Origin of the sequence: Tistlia consotensis USBA 355 (assembly GCF_900177295.1) — a bacterium.
GTDB lineage: Bacteria > Pseudomonadota > Alphaproteobacteria > Kiloniellales > DSM-21159 > Tistlia > Tistlia consotensis.
Genome location: NZ_FWZX01000019.1, coordinates 106,800 through 129,774, shown reverse-complemented (window position 1 = coordinate 129,774; position 22,975 = coordinate 106,800). Strand labels below are relative to the sequence as shown.

Sequence of the window (22,975 nt, the reverse complement as noted above, 5' to 3'; positions counted from 1 at the left end):
GTCTGCTCGACCAGGCCAAGGATCTCCTCGGCATGAGCCTCGAGATGCTGCGAACGGCGGTCGCCGCCCTGCGGCCGCGGCTCGACCGTGCCGCTCCGATGCCATTGCTCGACCCACTTGATCGCCGCCGAAGCCGAGACACCGAAGCGCTTGGCCGCAGACCGCCGGCTCATGCCGCCGTCAACCGCCCGAACCAGCCGTTCCCGGATGTCCATCGATAGAGGTCGCGTCATGCAGGCTGGCCTCCCTCACCAGCCGGCATCTTGAATCAGATTTCCCGGCGCGCCGGAATCCCTAACGATTCCGTCAGCTGAGAAACTGCTCTAGCATTCAACCGCAGATCACCGGCCGACGGTGAACGACCCTCGGATGAATGGCTCGCCGGAATGGATCCCCAGAAGAAGCCCTCGGCCGTCGCGACGAACGACATCTACTTCAGGTTCGTCGGAGGGATCGCCGCTTCGAGCGTGCCGCAGATCGAGTGGGGCCTCGGCGAGCTGAGAAGCCGGCTCGGCGAGCTGCCGGTCAGGCTGCTCCCCTTTGCCGAGATGCGCGGGGATTCCCGCAGCGAAACGGTCCTGAACTTCGCCCTGGGCCCGAGCCGGGAAATCGACTGGATAAGCCAGCTCGCCGTGGTCGAGCTTCCCGAGGCGCCGGAATCCTTCGCGATCTTTCCCGGGGCCGGGCAGACCCCCGACCTCTACGTCTACGGCAGCGACGTCCGCGGCCTGATCTACGCGATCACCGAACTCGCGGACCGCGCGCGGTTCGGCGGCGCCGTGCCGAGCGGGCTTCATTTCTCGCCCCCTCTGGTGAACAGGCCGACGGCGAAGGTCCGCAGCATCTCCCGCTGCTTTCAGAGTGTCGTCGAGGATCTCTCCTGGTTTCACGATCGAGCGGGCTGGGAGGAGTACCTGACGCTCCTGGTGACCCATCGGTTCAACCGGATCTCGCTCACCCTGGGCATGCAGTACAACTACCCCTACGGCAACGAGTTCATAACGGACGTCTACTTCTATCTCGCCTATCCGTTCCTCGTCTCGGTTCCGGGCGCCGGCGTCGAGGTCTCGAACCTCACGGACGGCGAACGCGACCGAAACCTGGAAACCTTGAAGTTCATCGCGCGGGAGGCGGAGCGCCGCGGACTGGAGTTCCAGCTGGCGCTCTGGACCCAGAGCTACGACTTCGACGACTGCCCGAACGCCAACCACCAGATCACCGGACTCGAGTCCGGGAACCTCGCCCGCTACTGCCGCGACGCGCTGGCACTGATCCTCGCGGAGGTGCCGGAGATCAGCGGCCTCACGCTGCGCGTCCACGTCGAGTGCGGCATTCCCGAAGGCAGCTACGACTTCTGGGAGACCTACTTCGAGGCGGTCAAGACGGCCGGCCGCACGATCCGTCTCGACCTGCATGCCAAGGGCATCGACGAGACGCTGATCGATACCGCCCTGGCGACGGGCATGCCGGTCGGCATTTCGCCCAAGTACACCTCCGAGCACCTGGGGCTGCCCTATCACCAGGCGTCCATCCGGCCGCTCGAGCAGCCGGAGAACCATCAGGCGGTCTTCTATTCCGGGCGCGATGCCGAGAAGCATGCCGGCAAGTGGCAGTTCAGCGAGGGCAGCCGGAAGTTCATGCGCTACAGCTACGGCGACCTGCTGCGGCAGGACCGGCCGTACGACGTCGTCTACCGGATCTGGCCGGGCACGATGCGCATCCTGCTCTGGGGCGATGCCGCCCTGGCCGGCGGCTACGGCCGGAACGCGACCTTCTGCGGCTCTCAGGGAGTGGAGCTCTGCGAGCCGCTGTCCTTCAAGGGCCGGATGGGGACGGGACTCCCCGGCAACCGCATCGGCTATCGGGCCGAGGCCTGGAGCGAGCCGCACGACTGGCAGAAGTTCGCCTACACCTATCGTGTCTGGGGACGCTCGCTCTACGACCCCGAAGCCGATCCGCAGGCGTTTCGGCGCTATCTGGACCGGCAGTTCGGCGAGGTCGCCGGACACTGCGAGCGGGCACTGGCCAGCGCCAGCCGCATCCTGCCCCTCATCACCCTCGCCCACACGCCGACCGCGTCCAACAACTCCTACTGGCCCGAGATGTACCAGAACATGTCGGTCGTCCGGGAGGCGCCGGCCCTGCCCTACGGCTACGAGCTGCTCAAGCCGGCCCGCTTCGGGACCGTCGGGGCCTGCGATCCGCAGCTGTTCATGTCGCCGAGCGAGTTCGCGCAGGCCGTCCATCTTGGCGACGCCGTCCGCAAGCTCTCGCCGCTGACCTGGGCGAACTGGCTGGACCGGCTCGCGACGGCGGCGGCGCTCGAGATCGCCCGTGCCGAACCCCTGGTCCGCGATCCGGACGCCGACTTCCGCCGCCTCTCGGTGGACGTCGCGATCCTGGCCGCCGTCGGCAGGTTCTTCGCCGAGAAGGTCAGGGCCGCCGTGCTGTGGGAGCTCTACCTGCTGTCGGACGAGGCCCGGGCGGCGGACGGAGCCATCGAGCACTATCGGCGGGCGCGCGACGCCTGGGCGCGGGCGGCGCAGGCCTGCCAGGCGGTCTATGTTCCGGACATCACCTATGGCCCGCATTCCTGGCTCCGCGGCCGCTGGGACGACCGGCTGCCGGCGATCGACCAGGACATCCTGGACATGGCGGAGCTGATCGAGGCGAACCGGACGGTCCGCTCGCACGACAGCGCGCTGGGCCGGTGCCAGGTCGAGCTGATCGGGAGCTGGTCGGCATCCCAGCGGCAGGCCTGCCGGCATCTTCCGCCGGAGGGCTTCCGTCCCGGTACCGATCTCGAGCTGTCCTGCGCGCCGGTCGACGCGCCGCGCCGGACCGTCTTCCTGCACTACCGGCACGTCAATCAATCGGAGCCGTGGCACTGCGTCGACATGCTCTGGACCAGCGACGGTTACACCGCCCGCATTCCGGGGGAATACACGAGGTCGCCGTTCCCCCTCCAATACTACTTCGAAATAGACGGTCAGCCCTGCTCGACCTTCTTTCCGGGGCTCGCAGACGATCTTTCCAACGTGCCGTACTTCGTTCTTCTCAGTGACGACACCTCCCGGGCAGAGCTCGGGATCCCATCAGAAATCAACGAGGAGAAGGCGCAATGAACAGGGTGCTCAAAGGACTTCTCGCCGGAGCCGCCATTCTCTGCTGCGCGACCGCCAGCCAGGCGGAGACGCTCAGGCTCCTGACCTGGGGCGGCTATGCTCCGGACGCGGTCGTCGCGCTGTTCAAGAAGAAGTACCCGGACATCGACGTCCAGGTGACCCTGTCGAACAACGAGGAGATGGTCGCCAAGCTGCGCGCGACCGGTGGCGCGGGCTTCGACCTGGCGCAGCCCAGCGTGTCGCGCATCGTCGCGGCGCAGACCGAGTACGGCATCTACAAGCCGCTCGACCTCTCCAGGATCGACACCACGGTGTTCCGGCCGGAGATGATGAAGGCCATGGAGGACAATGCGAAGATCGACGGCAAGATCTATTCGGTGCCGCACGTCTGGGGCACGCAGGGCCTGATCGTCGACAGGTCCAAGGCGCCGGACGCCAAGTCCTGGAGCGATCTCTGCGACCCGCGGTACAAGGGCCGCGTGTCGATGCGGCTCAAGCGCGCGATCCTGCTCGGCATGGCCTTCGACATGGGCAAGGACCCCTTCAAGGCCTACCGCGACCCGGCCGAGTACCAGAAGATCCTCGACGCCCTGACCGAGAAGCTGATTGCCTGCAAGGCCAACGTGAAGACCTACTGGACCGGCGGGGACGACCTGACGCGCCTGATGCTCTCGGGCGAGGTCGTCCTGTCGGACGCCTGGGATTCGACGGCCTTCAAGCTCTACGGCCAGAACCACAACATCGTCTTCGTGCCGCCGCGCACGGGCGCCCTGGCCTGGATCGACACCTTCTCGATCCCCGCCAAGGGGGAGGCCGACGATGCGGCCTACAAGTGGATCAACTTCGTGATGCAGCCCGAGATCGTCACCCTGATCTCGGGCTCCTCCGGGGCGATCGGCGCGGTCAAGGGCGCCATCGAGCTCATGCCGGCCGAATCGCGGGCGGCGGTCGAAGCCGCGTTCGACGAGAAGGCCCTCGCCAACCTGAAGTTCATGCCGAGCGTCCCGGCGGGCATCGAGGACATGGAAGGCAAGGTCCTGGAGCGCGTGAAGGCGGCGTCGAACTGAGGCCTCCGCGCCCGGCCCTCCGGCCCGCCGGCGGCCGGGCGCGGATCGCCGCATACAGATCGCCGCGAGCCCTCTAGACTGGCGGCGCCGGCGCCGGTCGGCGCCGCCGGCTGGCGCAAGACATGCATATCGACCAGATCCGCACATTCCTCGAGGTCGTCGCGACGGGAAACTTCCGCAAGGCGGCGGAGAACCTGAACGTCACCCAGTCGACGGTGAGCGCCCGGATCCGGGCCCTGGAGAGCGAGCTGGGACGTGCCCTCTTCGAACGGGGGCGCCGCGCTGACGCCGGCCGGCGAGCGTCTGCTCCGGCACGGCGAATCGATGCGCCGGCTGTGGCAGAGGGCCAAGGGCGACGTCGCCCTGCCTGACGCCTACAGGGCGTCGCTGAGCCTCGGCGTCGCCCCGAGCCTCTGGGACCAGCTCGAGCTGCGGTGGGTCGAGTGGATGCACCGCGAGGCGCCCGCCGTCTCCATCCACGTCGAGTCCGACTATTCGCCCGGCCTGATGCGGCACCTGCGCGACGGCGTCCTCGACATCGGCGTGATGTACGAGCCCGAGCGGGCCCACGGGCTGGAGATCGAGGAGTTCCTCAGCGACCAGCTCATGCTGCTGACGACGCACGGCGACTGCCGGGTCGACGAGGCGACCTGGCGGCGGGGCTACACGCTGGTCGACTGGGGCGAGGCGTTCAAATACAGCCACGATGCGGCCTTTCCCGACCTGCCGCACGCGCTGTCGGCAGGGCTCGGCTCGATCGCGGTCCGCTACATCCTGGAGTTCGGCGGCAGCGCCTACCTGCCCGTCCGCATGGTGCTCGGCCAGCTCCGCGCCGGTGCCCTCCATCCGGTCCGGGAGGCGCCGGTCTTCCGGCGCCGGGGCTGCCTGATCTACAGCAGGTCGCCTGCCGACCCGGCGCTCCTGGAGCGCGGCCTGGCCGGGCTGCGGGAGGTCACGGCGGAGATCGAGGCCCAGTGCCGGGACCTCGCCGGACCGGTCCCGCCGGACGGGACGCCGGACGCTGCGGCAGGCGGGCGGCCGCCGGCCTAGCCTGCCGTCTCGCGGACGTCGAAGTAGTCGCGCAGGGCGTCGCCGATGAAGTTGATCGACAGCACGGTCAGCATGATCGCCAGGCCCGGGAAGATGCCGAGCCACCAGGCGCGCGAGACGAAGCTGCGCGCGTCCGAGAGGATCAGGCCCCAGGTCGGGGTCGAGGATTCGACACCGAGGCCGAGGAACGACAGGCTGGCCTCGGCGAGGATCGCGTAGGACACGCTGACCGTCGCCTGGACGATGATCGGCGCCGTCGCGTTGGGCAGGATGTGGCGCCACATGATGCGGAAGTCCGAGACGCCGACGGTGCGGGCGGCGGCGACGTACTGCTCCTCGCGGATCGACAGCACCATGGAGCGCGAGACGCGGGCGAAGTCGTCGACGAAGGCCAGCGACACCGCGGCGATGACGTTGGTCAGGCCGTTGCCGAAGACCGCGACCAGGTAGACGGCGATGATGATGTTCGGGAAGGCCCACTGCAGGTCGACGTAGCGCATGATGATGTCGTCCAGCCAGCCGCCGAGGTAGCCGGCGAGCAGGCCGAGCGTGACCCCGACGACCAGGGCGATGCCGACCGTCGAGACGCCGACGAAGAGCGAGACCTGGGTGCCGACGATGATCCGGCTGAGCAGGTCCCGGCCGAGGTCGTCGGTGCCGAGCGGATGCGCCCAGGACGGCGCCGTCAGCATGTCGAAGGCCATGGCGTTGGGATCGTAGGGCGCGATGAGGGCGCCGAAGATCCCGGCGACGGCGAAGACCGCGAGCACGGCGAGGCCGACCTGCGCCTTGCGGTCGGCGCCGAGCACGGCGCGCAGGCGCTGCCTGCGGGTCGGCCGCTGCAGCGCGATCGGCTCGTCGAGGGGGGCGTCGCCCGGCAGGGTCGCGGTCATTTGACGTAGCGGATGCGCGGGTCGATCAGCCCGTAGAGCAGGTCGACCGCCAGGTTGGAGAAGACGAAGATCGCCGAGACCACCAGGATCGCGCCCTGCACCGCCGGGTAGTCGCGGTTGAGGATGCTCTGGATCAGCAGGCGCCCCAGGCCCTTGATGGCGCAGACGTTCTCGACGATCACCGTGCTCGACATCAGCAGCGCGAAGGCGATGCCCATGACCGTGATCACCGGGATCAGGGCGTTGGGCAGGGCCTGGCCGAGCAGCAGCGCCCGGGCGCCCAGGCCCTTGGCCCGGGCGGTGCGCATGTAGTCGGTCTGCAGCACCTCGATCAGCGCCGAGCGCAGCATCCGCGCGATGATCGCCGAGAAGGCCGTGCCGGCGGCGACCGCCGGGATGATCAGGTGCGACAGCCAGGGCCAGAAGCCGTCGCTGAGCGGCGCGTAGCCGATCGCCGGCAGCCACTGCAGGCCGGCGGCGAAGAAGATGATCAGCAGGATGGCCAGCCAGAAGTCGGGCATCGAGAGGCCGAGGAAGGCGACCAGGGTGACCCCGTGGTCGAGCGGCGTGTTGCGCCGGGTCGCCGCGATCAGGCCGGCCGGAATGGCGATGACGAGCGCCAGCAGGAAGGACAGCGTCGCCAGCGAGAGGGTGCGCGGAAAGGCCTCGGCGATCATGCCGTTGACCGGCACCCGGCTGCCGTAGATCGAGTTGCCGAGGTCGCCCTGCACGGCGTGCCACAGCCACTTGCCGTACTGCACGACGACCGGCTGGCCGTAGCCGAGCTTGTCCTTGAGGGCGGCAATCGACTGGGCGTCGCCGGCGTCGAAGGTCATGGCCGCGAAGGGATCGCCGGGTACGACGCGCAGCATGAAGAAGACCAGGGTCGCGACCGCCCACATCACCAGCAGGGCGCCGAGACAGCGACGGAAGACGTAGCGGTACATGCCGGGGGGCAGCTCCCGTGGCGGGAGGCGGCCGGTCCCGGCCGCCTCCCTGGTGCCGGATCAGGTCAGCGAGACGCGGTCGAGGTCGACCAGGCCGGGAATCCGGCTCTCGGCCGGGAAGTTCACCTTCTTGTGGTAGACCAGCACGTCGGCGCCGTGGAACAGGAAGCCGCTGGCCACCTTGTCGGAGGTGATCTTGTTGGCCTTCTGGACCAGGGCCTTGCGCTTCTCGATGTCGGCGGTCGCGCTCTGCTGGTCGGTCAGCGCGTCGACCTCCTTGTCGGAGAAGTAGCCGAAGGGATACTTCGACTTGTCGCGCAGGCGGCCGTTGAACTTGGAGGCGGTCTGCATCCAGTCGACCAGGCCGTCGTCGGGGTCGTAGTCGCCGCCGCTGCCGAGCCGCATCAGGTCGAAGTCCATCTTGTCGGAGTCCTCGATCAGCACCGGGAAGTCCTTGGTCTGGATCTCGGTCTCGATGCCGACGTGCTCCTTCAGCATGGCGGCGACGATCTGCGCCTCGCGGCGCTGCGAGGGCGTGGCCAGCAGGCGCAGCTTGGGGAAGCCCTTGCCGTCGGGATAGCCGGCGGCCGCCATCAACTTCTTGGCCTCGGCGGGATCGAAGCGCTGGTTGCTGGTCTCGGCCAGCCCCTCGTCGAAGTAGAAGCCCATGGCCGGGTTGATGGTCCCGTAGGCCGCCGTGCCGCGGCCGAACTGCGCCTGCTTGATGAAGCGCTCGCGGTCGAGGGCCTTGGCGATCGCCAGGCGCACCATGAAGCCCTTCTCCTTCATCAGCTCCTCGAGAGGCTTGTTGAAGTCGGTGACCTTCATGTGGTCGTGCCAGGGATTGATCCAGACCGACTGGAAACCCGGCAGCGCCGTCGTGTTGACCACCATCTGGTCGTTGGCGGCGAAGCGGTCGACCAGCTCCGGGGCCATCGGGTTGCCGCCGATCAGCTGGATGTCGCCGGCCTCCATGGCGGCGGCCAGCGGCTCGGCGTCGATGATCGGCTTGATCACGACCTTGTCGAGCTTGGGCCGCGAGGGGTCGTAGTACTTGTCGAACTTCTCCAGCGTCACGCCCTGGCCGAGCTCGTGGGCGGTGATCCTGAAGGGGCCGGTGCCGACCGGCATCAGGCCGTACTGGGCCTCGCCCATCTTCGCCATGGCGCCGCGGCAGACGATGGTCATGGCCCGGCCGCTGGCGCGTTCCAGGGTCTTGACCAGGAACGAGGCCTGAGGCTTGGACAGGGTGATGACGACCTGGTGGTCGCCCTTCTTCTCGACCGACTTGACGTTGGCCAGCACGCGCGAATGGATCGACTTCTTGGGATCCTTCGAGCGCTCGTAGGTGAACAGCACGTCGTCGGCCGTGAAGGGGTCGCCGTTGTGGAAGGTGACGCCCTCGCGCAGCTTGAAGTCGTAGACCGTGCCGTCGTCGGAGACCGTCCAGCTCTCGGCCAGGTCGCCCTGGGCGACCAGCTTGGCGTCGATGTGGGTCAGCCCGCTCAGCACGTTCGAGGTGATCTGGAACTGCAGCACCTGGTTCATCTGCGCGGGATCCAGGGTCGTGATCTCGCCGACGCCGGCCCAGCCGCAGGTCAGGGTGCCGCCGCCCGCGGCCGCCTCGGCCGGGCGCGGCGCGCCGGCGCCGGGCAGCAGGTGCCAGGCGCTCAGCGTGCCGGCCGCGGCGAGCAGGCGCAGCACCGCGCGCCGGCCCAGCTTCGGGCCGGACAGCTGCTCGGTGGTCAGGCCGAACAGCGGGTCCCTGGGATCGAAATCGTAGGCCTCGGCCAGCTCGCGCTCGATGCGGGTGGCCTCGGCGGCGCTCAGTCGCGGAGTCTCGTTCGTCATGTCACACCTCCTCTGTTCCTCGTTCGCTCGACATCGCGGCCGGGCTCGCTCCCGGCTCTCCTTGCCTCTCGTCCGCTCACGCCGGGACCGCCGCCGGCCCGGCCTTGAAGCAGGCGACGGCGCGCCCGGCCCCGAGCGGCTCCAGGGCCGGCACCTGCCGGCGGCAGACCTCGTCGGCCAGCGGGCAGCGCGTGTGGAAGACGCAGCCCGGGGGCGGGTTCATCGGGCTCGGGATCTCGCCCTCGACGATACGCCGGGGACGGTGGCGCTCGACCTCGGGATCCGGCACCGGCACCGCGCTCAGCAGCGCCTGGGTGTAGGGATGGCGGGGATCGTCGAACAGGCTGTCGGTGTCGGCGACCTCGACCAGGTGGCCGAGGTACATGACCGCGACCCGATGGCTGATGTGGCGGACGACCGAGAGGTCGTGGCCGATGAAGAGGTAGGTGAGGCCGAGCTCGGCCCTCAGGTCCTCGAGCAGGCGCACGATCTGCGCCTGGATCGAGACGTCGAGCGCCGAGACCGCCTCGTCGCAGACCACGAAGTCGGGCCTGAGCGCGAGCGCCCGGGCGATGCCGACGCGCTGGCGCTGGCCGCCGCTCATCTCGTGCGGGTAGCGGTCGATCAGCCGGGCCGAGAGGCCGCAGAGCTCGAGCAGCTGGCCGGCCCGCCGGCGGCGCCCGGCGGCGCCCGGCTCGACGCCGTGGACCAGCAGCGGCTCGCCGACGATCTCGGCCACGGTCATGCGCGGGTTGAGCGAGCTGTAGGGGTCCTGGAACACGGCCTGGACGCGCCGGCGCAGGGCCTTGGTCGCGCTGCGGTCGAGGCCGGCGATGTCCTGGCCGTCGAAGATCACCTGGCCGGCGCTCGGCGCCTCCAGCTTGAGCAGGCAGCGCCCGATCGTCGACTTGCCGCAGCCGGACTCGCCGACCAGCCCGAGGGTCTCGCTGCGCCCGATCGACAGCGAGACGCCGTCGACCGCCTTGACCTGGCTCACCGTGCGGCCGAACAGGATGCCGCCGCGCACCGGGAAGTACTTGCGCAGCTGGCGCAGCTCGACCAGCGCCTCTCCGCCCCGGCCGGCCTGCACCTGGCCAGCCGGCGCCTGCCCGGCCTGCGCCCGGCCGCTCATGCCGGCACGCCGGCGAGCAGCCGCTCGACCTCGAAGCAGGCCGAGGCCTGGCCGTCGCCGAGCGCCCGCAGCGGCGGCGGCGCGATCCGGCAAGGCGCCTCGGCCAGGCTGCAGCGCGGCGCGAAGGCGCAGCCGGCCGGCAGCAGGTGCAGGTCCGGCGGGCTGCCGGGGATCGGCTCCAGCGGCCGGCCGCGCGGCCGGTCGAGGCGCGGCACGGAGTTCAGCAGGCCGACGGTGTAGGGATGCGCGGGACGGCGGTAGAGCGCCGCCGCCGGGCCGCTCTCGACGATCCGGCCGGCGTACATCACGTTAACCCGGTCGGCGTAGCGCGCGACGATTCCCAGGTTGTGGGTGATGATCAGCAGCGCCACGCCGAGGCGCCGGCAGAGGTCCTGCATGATCTCCAGGATCTGCGCCTGGATGGTGACGTCGAGCGCCGTCGTCGGCTCGTCGGCGATGATCAGCTCCGGCTCGCAGCTCAGCGCCATGGCGATCATCACGCGCTGGCGCATGCCGCCCGACAGCTGGTGCGGATACTGCCGGAGGCGACGCTGCGGCTCGGCGATGCCGACCTGGTCGAGCAGCGCGACCGCGCGCTGGCGCGCCGCCGCCGCCGAGAGGCCGAGATGCAGGCGCAGCGCCTCAGTCATCTGCCGGCCGATCGACAGCACCGGGTTCAGCGAGGTCATCGGCTCCTGGAAGACCATGGCGATGCGCCGGCCGCGGACGTGGCGGATCGCCGCCTCGTCGAGCGCCAGCAGGTCGCAGCCCTCGAACAGCACCCGGCCGCCGGCGATGCGCCCCGGCGGCTGCGCGATCAGCTGCAGCACGGACAGCGCGGTCACCGACTTGCCGCTGCCCGACTCGCCGACCAGGGCCACGACCTCGCCGCGCCCGACATCGAAGGAGACGCCGTTGACCGCCTTGACCACGCCGGCCGGGGTGCGGAATTCGACGCCGAGGTCCCGGATCTCGAGCAGGGCCGCCATCGTCAGTTCCTCGTCCCGCGGCCGCAGGCGATATCGGTCCGGCTCACCATCGCGCGCAGGGGCTGCAAGGAACGGCTCCGGTTGCTTCCGGGGGAGGCAGCAAATATCATTATCGATATTGATCTTATGGGGGCTCCGAAGGCTGTCAACCGGCGATTTGGACCCCGGAAGGCCCGATGAACGAGATCGCCAGGCTGCTGACCGACGACGCCCCCGCCCCGCTGCGCCAGCGCAAGGCGGGCGCCGTCTATCATGCGCTCAAGCGAGCCATTTTGCTGCGCGAACTGGCCGCCGGCCAGGCGCTGCTCGAGCAGCAGATCGCCGCGGCGATGGGCTGCAGCCAGGGCACGGTGCGCGAGGCCCTGCTGCGCCTGCAGGAGGACGGCCTGGTGCTGCGCCGCGGCTACCGCGGCACGGTCGTCTCGCACACCTCGGCGCCCGAGGCCGCCGAGATGGTGCGCATCCGCCTGCAGATCGAGCAGACCGCCGCGGCGCGCGCCGCCGAGCGCTGCGGCGAGGCCGAGCTGGCCGGGCTGGAGGCCCTGGTCGGCCGCATGGAGCAGGCCGAGGGCGCTGGCGACAGCTATGCCCTGCACGAGCTCGACCACGCCTTCCACCGCAGCCTGCTCGAGACCTCCGGACTGGTCGCGCTGCAGCCGATCCTGTCGCGCTGCCTGCTGCACATGCACCGCTACACCGTCGGCAACCGCGCCGGCCTGGGCGAGGCCGCGGCCGAGCGGCTGCCGGCCGCCGGCCAGCACCGCCGGCTCATCGAGGCCCTGGCCGCCGGCGATCCGGCGTGCGCGGCCGAGGCGGTTCGCCGCCACATCGAATCGGTCGTCGCCTCCTGGTCGCCCGAGCTGTGGGCGGCGCTGGGCGGCGGCACGGCACCGGCCGAGGACGGCTAGCCCTCCGCCGCGACCCCGCCGTGCCGTCGTCCGGCACCTTGATCCAGCGCATTTGCCCCGCCCGGCGATTCGGTCTATCGCTCGGAACCGACCGGCCGGCCGGCCGGCGCTCGACCACGACCGAAGGGCGGTTCCGCCGTGATCATCCGCATTCCCGACATGCTGCAGCGCCACGAGGCCGAGGTGCTGCGCGGCCTGCTGCTCAATGGCGCCTTCGAGGACGGCCGCACGACCGCCTCGGGCCAGGCCGCCCTGATCAAGAACAACCTGCAGCTGGCCCGCGGCAGCGAGGCACGCAAGCAGGCCGACCAGATCGTCCGCGACGCTGTCGCGCGCTCGCAGAAGCTGCGCGACAAGACCCTGGTCAAGATGGTCGCGCCGCCGACCTACAACCGCTACGACATCGGCATGGAGTACGGCGACCACGTCGACGCGCCGTCGCTCAACGACGGCCGCTTCCGCGCCGACCTCTCGATGACGATCTTCCTGACCGATCCGGCCGACTACGACGGTGGCGACCTGGTGATGAACCATGGCGACGTCGAGACCCGGATCAAGTACGGCGTCGGCGAGGCGGTGGTCTATCCGACCACGGTGCGCCACCACGTGGCGCCGGTCACCCGCGGCTCGCGCCTGGCCGCGGTCACCTGGCTGCAGAGCTACATCGGCGACCCGCTGCAGCGGCAGATCCTGGTCGACCTCAGCGACGCCAAGAACCAGCTCGAGGCGCGCCAGCCGGACGCGCCGGAGCTGACCACCCTGAAGAACGCGCTGTTCAACCTGCTGCGAGCCTGGTGGCAGCCCTGAGCGCCCGGACCGGATCGCAACCCGGCGGATCGCGACCCGGCGGATCCGCCGCCGGCCTCGCCCGGTCGCGCGAGGCCGGCCCCGGTCGATAGCCCCGGAGGGCGTCGCGCGATCTGTTCCAGGCTGCCGCAACCGCTTCCCGGCCCCGGGTTCCAGAAGGAGGGTCCAGAAACGCCGAAGGCGGCGCCCGGCCTGGCCGGGCGCCGCCCCTCGGAACGCTTCGTCAGTGCACGGTCTCGCCGTGCAGGCCGATGTCGAGGCCGTCGCGCTCGACTTCCGGCGAGACCCGGAGACCGATGGTCTTGTCGATGACCATCAGGATGATCCAGGACACGAGGCCCGACCAGACGATGGTCGCGAGCACCGCCAGCAGCTGGGTCCAGACCTGGCCGGGGTTGCCCTCGAGCAGGCCCGGGGTGCCGCCGATCGACTCGACCGCGAAGACGCCGGTCAGCAGCGCGCCGACGATGCCGCCGACCGCGTGGACGCCGAACACGTCTAGCGAGTCGTCGTAGCCGAGGGCGTTCTTCAGGCTCGTCGAGGCGAGGTAGCAGATCACGCCGGCGGCGATGCCGATGGCCAGGGCGCCGCCCGGGCCGACGAAGCCCGAGGCCGGGGTGATCGCGACCAGGCCGGCGACGGCACCCGAGGCGATGCCCAGCACGCTCGGCTTGCCGACCTTCAGCCACTCCGCGAACATCCAGGCCAGCGCCGCCATGCCGGTCGCGATCTGGGTGACCGTCATCGCCATGCCGGCGCGGCCGTCGGCCGCCAGCTCCGAGCCGGCGTTGAAGCCGAACCAGCCGACCCACAGCAGCGAGGCGCCGATCATGGTCAGCACCAGGTTGTGCGGCGCCATGTTCTCCTGGCCGTAGCCCATGCGCTTGCCGAGCACCAGGGTCGTCACCAGGCCGGCGATACCGGCGTTGATGTGGACGACGGTGCCGCCGGCGAAGTCGAGCGCGCCGAGGCCGCCGACCCAGCCGCCGGCGCCCCACACCCAGTGGCAGACGACCGGGTAGACCAGGATGCTCCAGAGTCCCATGAACCAGAGCAGCGCCGAGAACTTCATGCGATCGGCGAAGGCGCCGACGATCAGCGCCGGCGTGATGATCGCGAAGGTCATCTGGAACATCATGAAGACCGACTCGGGGATCGTGCCCTTCAGCGTGTCGACCCCCATGCCCGCCAGGAAGAAGCGCCCGAGGTCGCCGATGTAGGCACCTTCACCGGAGAAAGCCAGGCTGTAGCCGACGATCATCCAGATGATGGTCACCAGGCAGCAGGTCGCGAAGACCTGCATGCACATGGCCAGGACGTTCTTCTTGCGCACCATGCCTGCGTAGAACAGGAACAGTCCCGGAACCGTCATCATCAGGACCAGCGCCGTCGAGGTCAGCATCCAGGCGGTATCGCCGCCGCTGAGCGTGGCATCCTCGGCCAATGCGACGTGCGGCGCCGCGAGCAGCAGGAGCAATCCGCCCAGCGCGCCGCCGAGCACCTCGATGGCCCGGAGCCGACGACGCCCCGGCCGGACAGGTACAGCTGTTGCCAACATCCAATGTCCCCTCTTCTTGGACCTGCGGTCCTGGACACCGCGGCTGAACCCGGCCGGGTCCCCTCCGCTGCGCGGCCGCTCTGCCACGGTTCATCAAGTTCCGTGCCAAGCGCGGGAGTCCGGGTGCATGGCGAGGCTCGCCGAGCCCGAGCGGCCGGTCCGCTGGGGAAGTGTCGAAAAATATGCTCAGAAAACGGGCATAGTTGACTGCACTGCCCAACAAGAAGGCATCGCCGTCTTCAGCGGCGCTCGGCCTCGGCGAACAGCGGGTCGAGCGCCTCGACGATCTCGGCCAGCGCGCCGGCCTGGGCCTCGGCCGCGGCGAGGCCCTGCTCGGCCTGGGCCTGGCGCCGGTGCGGGTCGGCGAGCAGGGCGCCGACGGCGGCGGCGAGGCCGTTGGTGTCCTCGACCAGCAGGATGCCGCCGGCGGCCTCCAGCCGGTCGACCGTCTCCTGGAAGTTGACGACCTGGCGGCCGCTGACAACGGCACAACCCAGCTTGGCCGCCTCCAGCGGGTTCTGGCCGCCGTGCGGCACCAGGGACCCGCCGACGAAGGCGAGGCGCGCCAGGCGGTACCACAGCCCGAGCTCGCCCATGGTGTCGGCGAGATAGACGTCGGTCGTCGCCTCGATCGGCTCGCCGCGGCTGCGCTGCGCGACGGTCAGGCCGCGCTGCTCGAGCAGCCGGCGCACCGCCGCGCCGCGCCGGGCGTGACGCGGCGCCAGGATGGTCAGGAGGCTGCCCTGGGAGACCGAGATCGCCCGATGGGCGTCGGCGACCATCGCCTCCTCGCCCGGATGGGTCGAGGCGGCGAGCCAGAGCGTGCGGCCGACCGTCGCCTGACGCAGCCGGCGCAGCTCGTCCGGGTCGGCCGGCAGCGGGGCCGCGCAGTCCTTGAGGTTGCCGAGGCAGCGCGCCGGCGCGCCGAGCTCGGCCAGGCGCCGGGCGTCGGACCGGCTCTGCGCCAGCACCAGCCGGAAGCAGCCGATCAGGTCGCGCGCGATCGGCCCGAGCGCCCGCCAGACGCGGAAGGAGCGCGGCGACATGCGGCCGTTGACCAGGGCCAGCGGCAGGCCGCGGCGGCGCGCCCGGCGCAGCAGCATCGGCCAGAGCTCGGACTCGACGATCAGCCCGAGGTCGGGACGCCAGGCCGAGAAGAAGCCCTCGACCGCCCTGGGCTCGTCGATCGGCAGGAAGCGGTGCAGCGCGCCGGCCGGCAGGCGCTCCGCGGCGAGACGCGCCGAGGTCACCGTGCCGGTCGTGACCAGCAGCTGCCAGTCGGGTCGCCGCCGGCCGATCTCCTCGATCAGCGGCAGCGCCGAGGTCAGCTCGCCGTTGCTCGCGGCGTGCAGCCAGTAGAGCCGACCCTCGGGCCGCGCGGCCGCCCCGCCGCCCCAGCGCTCGGCAAGACGCGCCGGATCCTCGCGGCCGCGCCCGGCACGGCGCGCCAGATAGAGCCGGAGCAGCGGGCGGACCAGGGCCAGGGCGAGGGCGAGGCCGCCGTAGAGCGCCTCGAGCCAGGCCGCCGGCCGCGCCGCCGCGCGCGCGCCGCCCTCCGCCCCGCCCTGCCCTGCCCCGCCCTGCCCTGTCCGGCGCGCCCGGCCGGCGAGGCTGCGCTGCAGCGCCTCGGCGGTGCCGAGCGGCGCGACCCAGCCGAGGCCCTCGCGCAGGCTGCGGTCGTCGGCGACCAGGTTGCCGGTCAGGCTCTCGACCAGGCGCCGGCGGCCGCTCAGCTGCCCGGCCAGGCGCAGCAGCACCGGCGGCACCGGCAGCAGGCGCGCGTGCCGGCCGAGCGCCGCCCCGAGGGCCCGGCAGAAGGCCGGCGTCGACAGCGGCTCGGGGTCCTGGGGCTCGTAGCTGCCGGCGACCGGCAGGGGATGGCGGAGCAGGATCGAGACCAGCTCCGCCAGGTTGTCGATCCAGAGGAAGGAGCGCCGGTTCTCGATGGCGCCGAAGGGCAGCGGCCAGCCGCCCTCGAGGGCGCGCAGCAGCCGGGCGAAGTTGGCGCCGGCGCCGGGGCCGTAGATCAGCGGCGGCCTGAGGATCGCCAGTTCCATGGCGCTGCCGGCGGCGATCCGGCGCAGCGCCGCCTCGGCCTCGAGCTTGGTCGCCGCGTAGGGATCGCCGCGTGCCGGCGCCTGCTCGGCCTGCCGCGCGAGCAGCGAGCTCAGGTAGAGGAAGCGCTCGACGCCGTGCCCGGAGGCCTGGCGCGCCAGCGCGGCGCTGCCCTCGACGTTGACCTGCCGCGCCCTGGCCAGCGCCGCCGGGTCGCGCGCCGCGACATGGGCCAGGTTGGCGCAGTGCACGACCGCGACGACGCCGGTCAGCGCCGCCGACCAGTCGGTCTCGGGGCCGATCTCGCCGACCACGACCGGCTCGACGCCGGCCGGCACCGGGCGGCCGGGCCGGCGCAGGGCGCCGCGCACGCGGAAGCCCGCGTCGCGCAGGCAGGCGCAGAGGCGCCGGCCGACAAAGCCGCTGGCGCCCGTGACCAGGACCAGGCCGTTCCGTCTATCGTTCAGATCGTCGCTCACCGCGCGCTGCTATAGCGCAGTGCGACGCCCCTCCCAAGCCCGCCGACGCGATCAGATCGACCGCTGATTGACGCGGAGCGAGAGTTCGGCGGCGCTTTCCTTCCGCTCGCTGTAGCGGTCGACCAGGTAGGGGGCGACGTCGCGGGTCAGAATGGTGAACTTGACCAGCTCCTCCATCACGTCGACGACGCGGTCGTAGAGCGCCGAGGGCTTCATCCGGCCGGCCTCGTCGAACTCCAGGAAGGCCTTGGGCACCGAGGACTGGTTCGGGATGGTCAGCATGCGCATCCAGCGGCCGAGCACGCGCATCTGGTTGACGGCGTTGAACGACTGCGAGCCGCCGCTGACCTGCATCACGGCCAGCGTCTTGCCCTGGGTCGGGCGGACCGCGCCGAGCGCCAGCGGGATCCAGTCGATCTGGGCCTTGAGCACGGCGCTCATCGCGCCGTGCCGCTCGGGCGAGCACCAGACCATGCCCTCGGACCAGGCCGCCAGCTGGCGCAGCTCGGCGACCTTCGGGTGCTCGGCCGGCGCGCCGTCGGGCAGCGGCAGGCCCGTCGGGTGATAGAGCCGGGTCTCGGCGCCGAAGGTCTCGAGCAGCCGCTGGGCCTCCAGCGCCAGGAAGCGGCTGTAGGAGCGCTCGCGCAGGGAGCCGTAGAGCAGCAGGATGCGGGGCCGGTGCGTCGCCGGCGCGGCGGGGCGCAGCCGCTCCGGCTCGGGGATCGCCAGGAGGTCGGGTTCGACGTTGGGCAGGTCGGTCATCGGGCCTGAATAGCGGGAAGAGCGCCGGCGGTCAGCAGGATCGGGCGCCGTCACGCCTCCGGGAAGGCATGGCGCGTGCGGTTGGCGAAGGCGACCAGCGACAGCATGACCGGAACCTCGACCAGGACGCCGACCACGGTGGCCAGCGCCGCGCCGGAGTCCAGGCCGAACAGGCTGATCGCGACGGCGACCGCGAGCTCGAAGAAGTTGGAGGTGCCGATCAGGGCGCAGGGCGCCGCGATCGGGAACGGCACCCGCCAGGCCCAGGCGACCCCGTAGGCCAGGGCGAAGATGCCGTAGGACTGGAGCAGCAGCGGCACGGCGATCAGCGCGATGACCAGCGGCTGTGCCAGGATCACCTGGCCCTGGAAGCCGAACAGCAGCACCACGGTGGCCAGCAGGCCGAGCACCGAGACCGGCTTGATGCCGTCGGTGAAGCGCCCGACCGCGGCCTGGGCGCTCTCTCCCCGGCGGGCGTGGCTGGTCAGGCGATGGCGGGTGACGGCGCCCGCGATCAGCGGGATCACGACGTAGAGCCCGACCGAGAGCAGCAGCGTCTCCCAGGGCACGGCGATGTCGGTGACGCCGAGCAGCAGGGCCACGATCGGCGCGAAGGCGAAGATCATGACGATGTCGTTCACCGAGACCTGGACCAGGGTGTAGGTCGCGTCGCCCCGGGTCAGCTGGGACCAGACGAAGACCATGGCGGTGCAGGGTGCGGCGCCCAGCAGGATCATGCCGGCGATGTACTGCTGGGCCTCGGCCGGGGCGACCAGCCCGGCGAACAGGACCTTGAAGAACAGCAGGCCGAGCGCGGCCATGGTGAAGGGCTTGATCAGCCAGTTGATGACGATGGTGATGACCAGGCCCTTCGGCTTGTCGGCGATGTGGCCGAGGCTGGCGAAGTCGACGTTGACCATCATCGGGTAGACCATCGCCCAGATCAGCAGGGCGACGACCAGGTTGACCTTGGCGTACTCCAGCGCCGCCAGCTGCGCGAAGAGGCCGGGCAGCAGGCTGCCCAGGCCGACGCCTGCGGCGATGCAGAGCGCGACCCAGAGCGAGAGCCACTTCTCGAAGACGCCGATGCCGCCGGCGGGTGCCGGCCGCTCGGCGAGACTGCCATTGGTCATGACGCTCCTGCCTGCTGGTGTGATCGGGAGGTTCGGGCCGCGGCCGTCAGGCGGTATCCGGCAGCTTGCGGCCGATCTCGTCGAGGCGGCGCTGCAGGCTCAGCTTGTCGAGCCGGTGCACCGGCAGGCTGGTGAAGATCGAGATGCGGTTGTCGAGCAGCCGGTAGGCCTCGGCGAAGGCGAGGCGCTGCTCCATCTCGCTGCCCTCGACCGCGGCCGGGTCGGCCAGGCCCCAGTGCGCGGTCATCGGCTGGCCCGGCCAGACCGGGCAGACCTCGGCGGCGGCGCTGTCGCAGACCGTGAAGACGAAGTCCATCGGCGGCGCGTCGGGGCCGGCGAACTCGTCCCAGCTCTTCGAGCGGGCGAAGCCGACGTCGTAGTGCAGCTTCTTCAGCAGCTCGAGCGCGTAGGGGTGCGGCGCGCCCTTCGGGTGCGAGCCGGCCGAGTAGGCGTGGAAGCGCCCGGCCCCGACCCGGTTGAGGATCGCCTCGGCCAAGATCGAGCGCGCCGAGTTGCCGGTGCAGAGAAACAGGACGTTGTAGAGCTTGTCGCCGGAGAGCTTGTCGGCGTCGGGCATCGGGCGTCTTCCTTCCTTGCGTTCAGCAGGTGCAGACCAGTTCATCGAGCAGGGCCCGGCAGAGCTCCGGGCGGCTGCCGCAGCAATCCTCCATCAGGAAGGCGAGCAGCTTGCGCATGCCCTCCAGCTCGGCGCGGTAGCGGATCGAGCGGCCTTCCCGCGTGCCGCGGATCAGGCCGGCGCGCTCGAGCACCGCGAGGTTGCTCGACAGGGTGTTCTGGAGCACGCCGAGCCGCTCGGCGATCTCGCCGGCGACGAGCCCCTCCGGCTCGCTCTGCATCAGCAGCCGGAAGGCCTCCAGGCGGGTCTCCTGGGCCAGGGCGCTGAGCGCTGCGAGAGAGGCCGTCTTATCCATATATCGAGAATTCCCGAAATATGGATCCCCGTCAAGCCCGGAACGGTCGGAAGAGAAGCAGACGGCTCCAGGCGGGCGCTGCCGCCTGGAGCCGTGCAAGGCTGGCCGGCCGACCGGGGGTCAGCCGGCGCTGTATTCCTTCGACTTGAAGGAGGTGCCGGCGACCGCCTTCGGCGCGTCGGCGATCTTCCGGATGTCGCCCCAGGTCTGCTTGTAGTTGGGGATGACCAGCTCGTTGGTGCCGGCGTTGACGACGTTGCCCTGCACGCCCATCGGATAGGCGAACAGCATGAAGGTCTCGCCGCGCCGGGCCGTCGGCGTCGGATAGGCCATCGCCTGGGTCGCGCCTGCGTCGTTGAAGACCTCCACCAGGTCGCCCTGCCCGACGCCGAGCTCGGCCATGTCGTCGGGATGCATCTCGATGAAGGGGAAGGGCCAGCGCTCCATGACGAAGTCGTTCTGCAGGTCGAGATAGGCCGACTGCCAGACCTGGTTGGCCCGGCCGTTGTTGATCAGGAAGCGGTAGGCCGCCTGCTGCTCGCTCTTGCCCGGTGCCTGCAGGCCGCGCCAGGGCGCATCCATGAAGCGGGCCTTGCCGTCCTGCGTCGAGAACGTCCCGTCGGTGTAGAGCCGCTTCGTGCCGACGATCCTGCCGCCCTCGAAGCCGGTCGCCGGCTCCTGGAAGCCGTTGGTGCCCATCGCCCGCAGACGCTCGTAGGTGACGTGCTCGCCGCCGCCGGCATGGCCGTGGTAGCCGTCCATGAAGGCGTCCTCCTCGCTCTGCCAGTCGAAGCCCTTGAACTGGTCGGCGTAGGCGGCGTCGCCGGCGTCGCGGATCACCCGCTCCAGGTGGTTGGCGAGACGCGCCGCGATCAGGCAGTCGGGCAGGGCCTGGCCTGGCGGGTCCATGTAGCGCTCGGTCAGGCGCATGCGCCGCTCGCCGTTCATCGAGGTCAGGTTCATCTCGCCCGCGGTCGCCGCCGGCAGGACGACGTGGCAGGCCTGCCCGATCCGGGTCGGCACGATGTCGACGTCGACGGCGAAGAGGCCGCCCTGCCGGATCGCCGCCATGATCGTCTCGACCATCAGGTCGCGGTCGCCCCAGGGCACCGAGTTCATGGCGTCCTTCACCATGTCGGTGCGCTTCTTGTAGGCCGACTTGAAGGCATGGGCGTTGAGCGTCGTCTTGTAGTGGTCGCAGGCCCAGACGTGGTGGACGCCGCCCCGGCCCGAGATCAGCAGCTGGTCGACGTAGGCCGCGGGCCGGCCGACGTGAGCGTCGGAGGGGCGCACGTAGCCCTCCTGGTGGCCGCCCATGCGCACGACGCCGCCGCCCGGCCGGCCGACATTGCCCGTTGCCAGCGCGATGTTCACCAGCCCGCCGTTGGTCCGGTAGTTGTCGTTGCCCCAGATCAGTCCCTTCTCGTAGCTGAACATGGTCCGGCGGCGCTTGCCGCCGTCCTTGGGCTTGGCGATCCACTCGGCCGCCTTGACGATGTCCTTCGGGTCGAGGCCGGTGATCTTCGCGGCCTCCTCGATCGACAGCCGGCAGCCCTCGACAGCGGCCTCGAAGCTGGTCAGGTGCCCCGGCTTGGCGTCGGAGACGCCGTGGGCCGGATAGAGCGCCGGACGCGGCGGCGCGTCGTGCGTGGTCGAGGCGTCGATGAAGGCGCGGTCGACCCAGCCCTGGTCGGCGATGTAGGCGAAGAGCGCGTTGAACAGCGCCAGGTCGGTGCCGGACTTGATCGCCAGGTGCAGGACCCGGTCCTTGCCTGCCTCGATCTCGCAGGCGTTGACCGTGACGGTGCGCCGCGGGTCGACGACGACGATGCGCGCCGCCTCGTGCGGCTCGTCCGGCAGCATCTGCCGCTTCTTGGCGACGGAGCTGCCGCGCAGGTTCGGCACCCAGTGGTTCAGGAAGTAGTTGGTCTGGGTCTCCAGCGCGTTGGTGCCGACCGCGACGATGGTGTCGGCCAGCTCGGCGTCCTCGTAGGCGTTGTTGAGCTCGCCGACGCCCATGTCGCGGGTCGCGTGGACCTCCGAGTTGTAGGCCGGCCGGTTGTGGATGCGGATGTTCTTCACCTTCATGGCGCCGAAGTAGAGCTTGCCGGTGCCCCAGGTGTTCTCGTAGCCGCCGCCGGCGCCGCCGTGGTCGAAGGCCGAGACGATCAGGCCGTCCTCGCCCTGCTCCCTGATCACCGCCGCCGTGACCCGGGCGACCAGGTCCAGAGCGTCGTCCCAGGAGGTCGGCTGCAGCTGGCCGTAGCGCCAGACCTGCGGATCGGTCAGGCGCTGCTGCTGGGTCGAGCGGGCCTCCGAGAAGCTCATCTCGGCCATGCGCGCGCCGCGCACCGAGCCGAGGCCGCCGTTCACCGAGCAGGCCTTGTCCGGCTTGATGACGAGGTGATGGTCCTGCCCGTCCTGCTTGACGATGTTGTACATCGAGGGCGCGTACCAGGCAGCGGTCTCCGCGGGCTGCTGCTTGGCGAGATCGACGCCGAAGGCGTTGCGCGCGGGCTCGGTGCCGCCCTGGCGGTTCACCGGCCAGCTGTAGGCGTGATAGCCGCAGCCGACGATGCAGAACTGGCAGACGACGTTCTGTCTCCTGGCGTCGGCCGGGATGATCGGCAGACGGTCGATCTGACGCTTGTAGGCCATGTCCGATCCCTCCCTCAGAGCACGTTCGACAGGCGGCCGTAGAGCAGCTCGTCGAGGCCCTCGGCGTAGATGTCGCCCTTGGCGTCGACGCGCAGCACGTACTGCGGCAGGTTCTGGGTCGCGTGGCCCCAGACCTGCTGACCGCCCTGCTCGGCATCGAAGACCGAGTAGTGGCCGGGGCAGTTGAAGGTCCGGCTCGCCGCCGCGTAGCTCAGCGGGAAGCCCTTGTGCGGGCAGGTCGTCGTGAAGCCGACGATGTCGCCGTCCGGGCCGACGCCGCCCTCGACCTTGCGGCCGAGCTTCAGCAGCACGCCGGGCGCCTGGTCGTCCGGATAGGCGACATCGAGCGGATCGTCCGGCTTCAGGTCGGCCAGGTTGGCAAGGCGCGTCGACGGATAGTCGACGCGGGCCCCCGGTATCGCCGCGCGGCTCGGCGGCGGCGCAGCGACGGCGGCGGCCGCTCCGGCCGCCGCGATGGCGCCGCCGCGCAGGAACTGGCGGCGTCCGACATCGACGAGCTTGCTGCAACGGGTCATGGGCTCCCTCCCTCTCGCTTGGTTGTTGCCGGAGCAGGGAGCAAGGGCCGTGCCGGCCGCCGCCGGCCGTCGGAATCCGCAGAAATCCTGGGA

At 70.6% G+C, this 22,975-nt stretch carries 19 protein-coding genes and 1 pseudogene; 6 read left to right on the top strand and 14 right to left on the bottom strand.

Annotated elements, in window-relative coordinates; genetic code table 11:
- Positions 1-233 (bottom strand): helix-turn-helix domain-containing protein (locus tag B9O00_RS32620; RefSeq protein WP_143596301.1); only part of this gene is annotated, 233 nt, incomplete at its 3' end.
- Positions 234-386: 153 nt separating this feature from the next.
- On the opposite strand from B9O00_RS32620, the gene B9O00_RS20635 reads away from it, so the two are divergent.
- The 4 genes from B9O00_RS20635 to B9O00_RS20620 all read left to right on the top strand — a co-directional run bounded on the left by B9O00_RS20635 (position 387) and on the right by B9O00_RS20620 (position 5,242).
- Positions 387-3,125, top strand: a complete 2,739-nt coding sequence (locus tag B9O00_RS20635) for a hypothetical protein (protein WP_085124620.1) — start codon at positions 387-389, stop codon at positions 3,123-3,125.
- Entirely contained in the window at positions 3,122-4,192 is a 1,071-nt protein-coding gene (locus B9O00_RS20630; RefSeq protein ID WP_085124619.1) for an extracellular solute-binding protein, read from the top strand. The genes B9O00_RS20635 and B9O00_RS20630 overlap by 4 nt, the downstream gene beginning before the upstream one ends.
- A gap of 122 nt (positions 4,193-4,314) precedes the next feature.
- Positions 4,315-4,563, top strand: coding sequence for a helix-turn-helix domain-containing protein (locus tag B9O00_RS34185; protein ID WP_085124618.1), 249 nt, complete (start codon positions 4,315-4,317; stop codon positions 4,561-4,563).
- Positions 4,448-5,242, top strand: a complete 795-nt coding sequence (locus B9O00_RS20620) for a LysR family transcriptional regulator (RefSeq protein ID WP_235017161.1) — start codon at positions 4,448-4,450, stop codon at positions 5,240-5,242. Before B9O00_RS34185 ends, B9O00_RS20620 begins: the two co-directional genes overlap by 116 nt.
- Here the strand turns inward: B9O00_RS20620 and B9O00_RS20615 are convergent.
- From B9O00_RS20615 to B9O00_RS20595, 5 genes are all read right to left on the bottom strand, one after another.
- Positions 5,239-6,135, bottom strand: coding sequence for an ABC transporter permease (locus B9O00_RS20615; RefSeq protein WP_085124616.1), 897 nt, complete (start codon positions 6,133-6,135; stop codon positions 5,239-5,241). The two genes, B9O00_RS20620 and B9O00_RS20615, sit on opposite strands and share 4 nt — an antisense overlap.
- Complete coding sequence (locus B9O00_RS20610) at positions 6,132-7,082, bottom strand: ABC transporter permease (RefSeq protein WP_085124615.1); 951 nt, start codon at positions 7,080-7,082, stop codon at positions 6,132-6,134. The genes B9O00_RS20615 and B9O00_RS20610 overlap by 4 nt, the downstream gene beginning before the upstream one ends.
- 60 nt (positions 7,083-7,142) lie before the next feature.
- A complete protein-coding gene (locus B9O00_RS20605; protein ID WP_085124614.1) occupies positions 7,143-8,933 on the bottom strand; it encodes an ABC transporter substrate-binding protein in 1,791 nt (596 codons plus the stop codon).
- 76 nt (positions 8,934-9,009) lie between these two features.
- Positions 9,010-10,065, bottom strand: coding sequence for an ABC transporter ATP-binding protein (locus tag B9O00_RS20600; RefSeq protein WP_089229752.1), 1,056 nt, complete (start codon positions 10,063-10,065; stop codon positions 9,010-9,012).
- Positions 10,062-11,054, bottom strand: a complete 993-nt coding sequence (locus B9O00_RS20595; RefSeq protein WP_085124613.1) for an ABC transporter ATP-binding protein — start codon at positions 11,052-11,054, stop codon at positions 10,062-10,064. Before B9O00_RS20595 ends, B9O00_RS20600 begins: the two co-directional genes overlap by 4 nt.
- Before the next feature lie 176 nt (positions 11,055-11,230).
- On the opposite strand from B9O00_RS20595, the gene B9O00_RS20590 reads away from it, so the two are divergent.
- Both B9O00_RS20590 and B9O00_RS20585 read left to right on the top strand, forming a co-directional pair.
- On the top strand, positions 11,231-11,962 hold the full coding sequence (locus B9O00_RS20590) for a GntR family transcriptional regulator (RefSeq protein WP_085124612.1): 732 nt from the start codon (positions 11,231-11,233) through the stop codon (positions 11,960-11,962).
- Between the two features lie 138 nt (positions 11,963-12,100).
- Positions 12,101-12,769, top strand: a complete 669-nt coding sequence (locus B9O00_RS20585; protein WP_085124611.1) for a Fe2+-dependent dioxygenase — start codon at positions 12,101-12,103, stop codon at positions 12,767-12,769.
- A gap of 223 nt (positions 12,770-12,992) precedes the next feature.
- Here the strand turns inward: B9O00_RS20585 and B9O00_RS20580 are convergent, their stop codons facing one another.
- The 8 genes and pseudogenes from B9O00_RS20580 to B9O00_RS20545 form a co-directional block, all read right to left on the bottom strand.
- Entirely contained in the window at positions 12,993-14,327 is a 1,335-nt protein-coding gene (locus B9O00_RS20580; protein ID WP_085124610.1) for an ammonium transporter, read from the bottom strand.
- Positions 14,328-15,232: 905 nt separating this feature from the next.
- Positions 15,233-16,861 (bottom strand): annotated as a pseudogene (locus tag B9O00_RS20575) (glycosyltransferase N-terminal domain-containing protein); the annotation flags it as partial.
- A 51-nt stretch (positions 16,862-16,912) separates the two neighbouring features.
- The gene (gene arsH, locus B9O00_RS20570; RefSeq protein ID WP_085124608.1) at positions 16,913-17,623 is read right to left on the bottom strand and encodes an arsenical resistance protein ArsH; all 711 of its coding nucleotides are present in this window, start codon (positions 17,621-17,623) and stop codon (positions 16,913-16,915) included.
- Positions 17,624-17,673: 50 nt separating this feature from the next.
- Complete coding sequence (gene arsB / locus B9O00_RS20565; RefSeq protein ID WP_085124607.1) at positions 17,674-18,756, bottom strand: ACR3 family arsenite efflux transporter; 1,083 nt, start codon at positions 18,754-18,756, stop codon at positions 17,674-17,676.
- 46 nt (positions 18,757-18,802) lie between these two features.
- Positions 18,803-19,333, bottom strand: a complete 531-nt coding sequence (locus B9O00_RS20560) for an arsenate reductase ArsC (RefSeq protein ID WP_085124606.1) — start codon at positions 19,331-19,333, stop codon at positions 18,803-18,805.
- Between the two features lie 22 nt (positions 19,334-19,355).
- Entirely contained in the window at positions 19,356-19,688 is a 333-nt protein-coding gene (locus B9O00_RS20555; protein ID WP_085124605.1) for an ArsR/SmtB family transcription factor, read from the bottom strand.
- Between the two features lie 120 nt (positions 19,689-19,808).
- A complete protein-coding gene (locus tag B9O00_RS20550) occupies positions 19,809-22,346 on the bottom strand; it encodes an arsenate reductase (azurin) large subunit (RefSeq protein ID WP_085124604.1) in 2,538 nt (845 codons plus the stop codon).
- A gap of 14 nt (positions 22,347-22,360) precedes the next feature.
- Entirely contained in the window at positions 22,361-22,882 is a 522-nt protein-coding gene (locus B9O00_RS20545) for an arsenate reductase (azurin) small subunit (RefSeq protein ID WP_085124603.1), read from the bottom strand.
- Positions 22,883-22,975 lie beyond the last annotated feature (93 nt).

Bases quoted from the DNA above. Each gene is read 5' to 3' on its own strand.
- B9O00_RS20635 (WP_085124620.1), top strand. From the start codon at position 387: ATGGATCCCCAGAAGAAGCCCTCGGCCGTCGCGACGAACGACATCTAC.
- B9O00_RS20630 (WP_085124619.1), top strand. From the start codon at position 3,122: ATGAACAGGGTGCTCAAAGGACTTCTCGCCGGAGCCGCCATTCTCTGC.
- B9O00_RS34185 (WP_085124618.1), top strand. From the start codon at position 4,315: ATGCATATCGACCAGATCCGCACATTCCTCGAGGTCGTCGCGACGGGA.
- B9O00_RS20615 (WP_085124616.1), bottom strand. From the start codon at position 6,135: ATGACCGCGACCCTGCCGGGCGACGCCCCCCTCGACGAGCCGATCGCG.
- B9O00_RS20610 (WP_085124615.1), bottom strand. From the start codon at position 7,082: ATGTACCGCTACGTCTTCCGTCGCTGTCTCGGCGCCCTGCTGGTGATG.
- B9O00_RS20605 (WP_085124614.1), bottom strand. From the start codon at position 8,933: ATGACGAACGAGACTCCGCGACTGAGCGCCGCCGAGGCCACCCGCATC.
- B9O00_RS20600 (WP_089229752.1), bottom strand. From the start codon at position 10,065: ATGAGCGGCCGGGCGCAGGCCGGGCAGGCGCCGGCTGGCCAGGTGCAG.
- B9O00_RS20595 (WP_085124613.1), bottom strand. From the start codon at position 11,054: ATGGCGGCCCTGCTCGAGATCCGGGACCTCGGCGTCGAATTCCGCACC.
- B9O00_RS20590 (WP_085124612.1), top strand. From the start codon at position 11,231: ATGAACGAGATCGCCAGGCTGCTGACCGACGACGCCCCCGCCCCGCTG.
- B9O00_RS20580 (WP_085124610.1), bottom strand. From the start codon at position 14,327: ATGTTGGCAACAGCTGTACCTGTCCGGCCGGGGCGTCGTCGGCTCCGG.
- arsH (WP_085124608.1), bottom strand. From the start codon at position 17,623: ATGACCGACCTGCCCAACGTCGAACCCGACCTCCTGGCGATCCCCGAG.
- arsB (WP_085124607.1), bottom strand. From the start codon at position 18,756: ATGACCAATGGCAGTCTCGCCGAGCGGCCGGCACCCGCCGGCGGCATC.
- B9O00_RS20560 (WP_085124606.1), bottom strand. From the start codon at position 19,333: ATGCCCGACGCCGACAAGCTCTCCGGCGACAAGCTCTACAACGTCCTG.
- B9O00_RS20555 (WP_085124605.1), bottom strand. From the start codon at position 19,688: ATGGATAAGACGGCCTCTCTCGCAGCGCTCAGCGCCCTGGCCCAGGAG.
- B9O00_RS20550 (WP_085124604.1), bottom strand. From the start codon at position 22,346: ATGGCCTACAAGCGTCAGATCGACCGTCTGCCGATCATCCCGGCCGAC.
- B9O00_RS20545 (WP_085124603.1), bottom strand. From the start codon at position 22,882: ATGACCCGTTGCAGCAAGCTCGTCGATGTCGGACGCCGCCAGTTCCTG.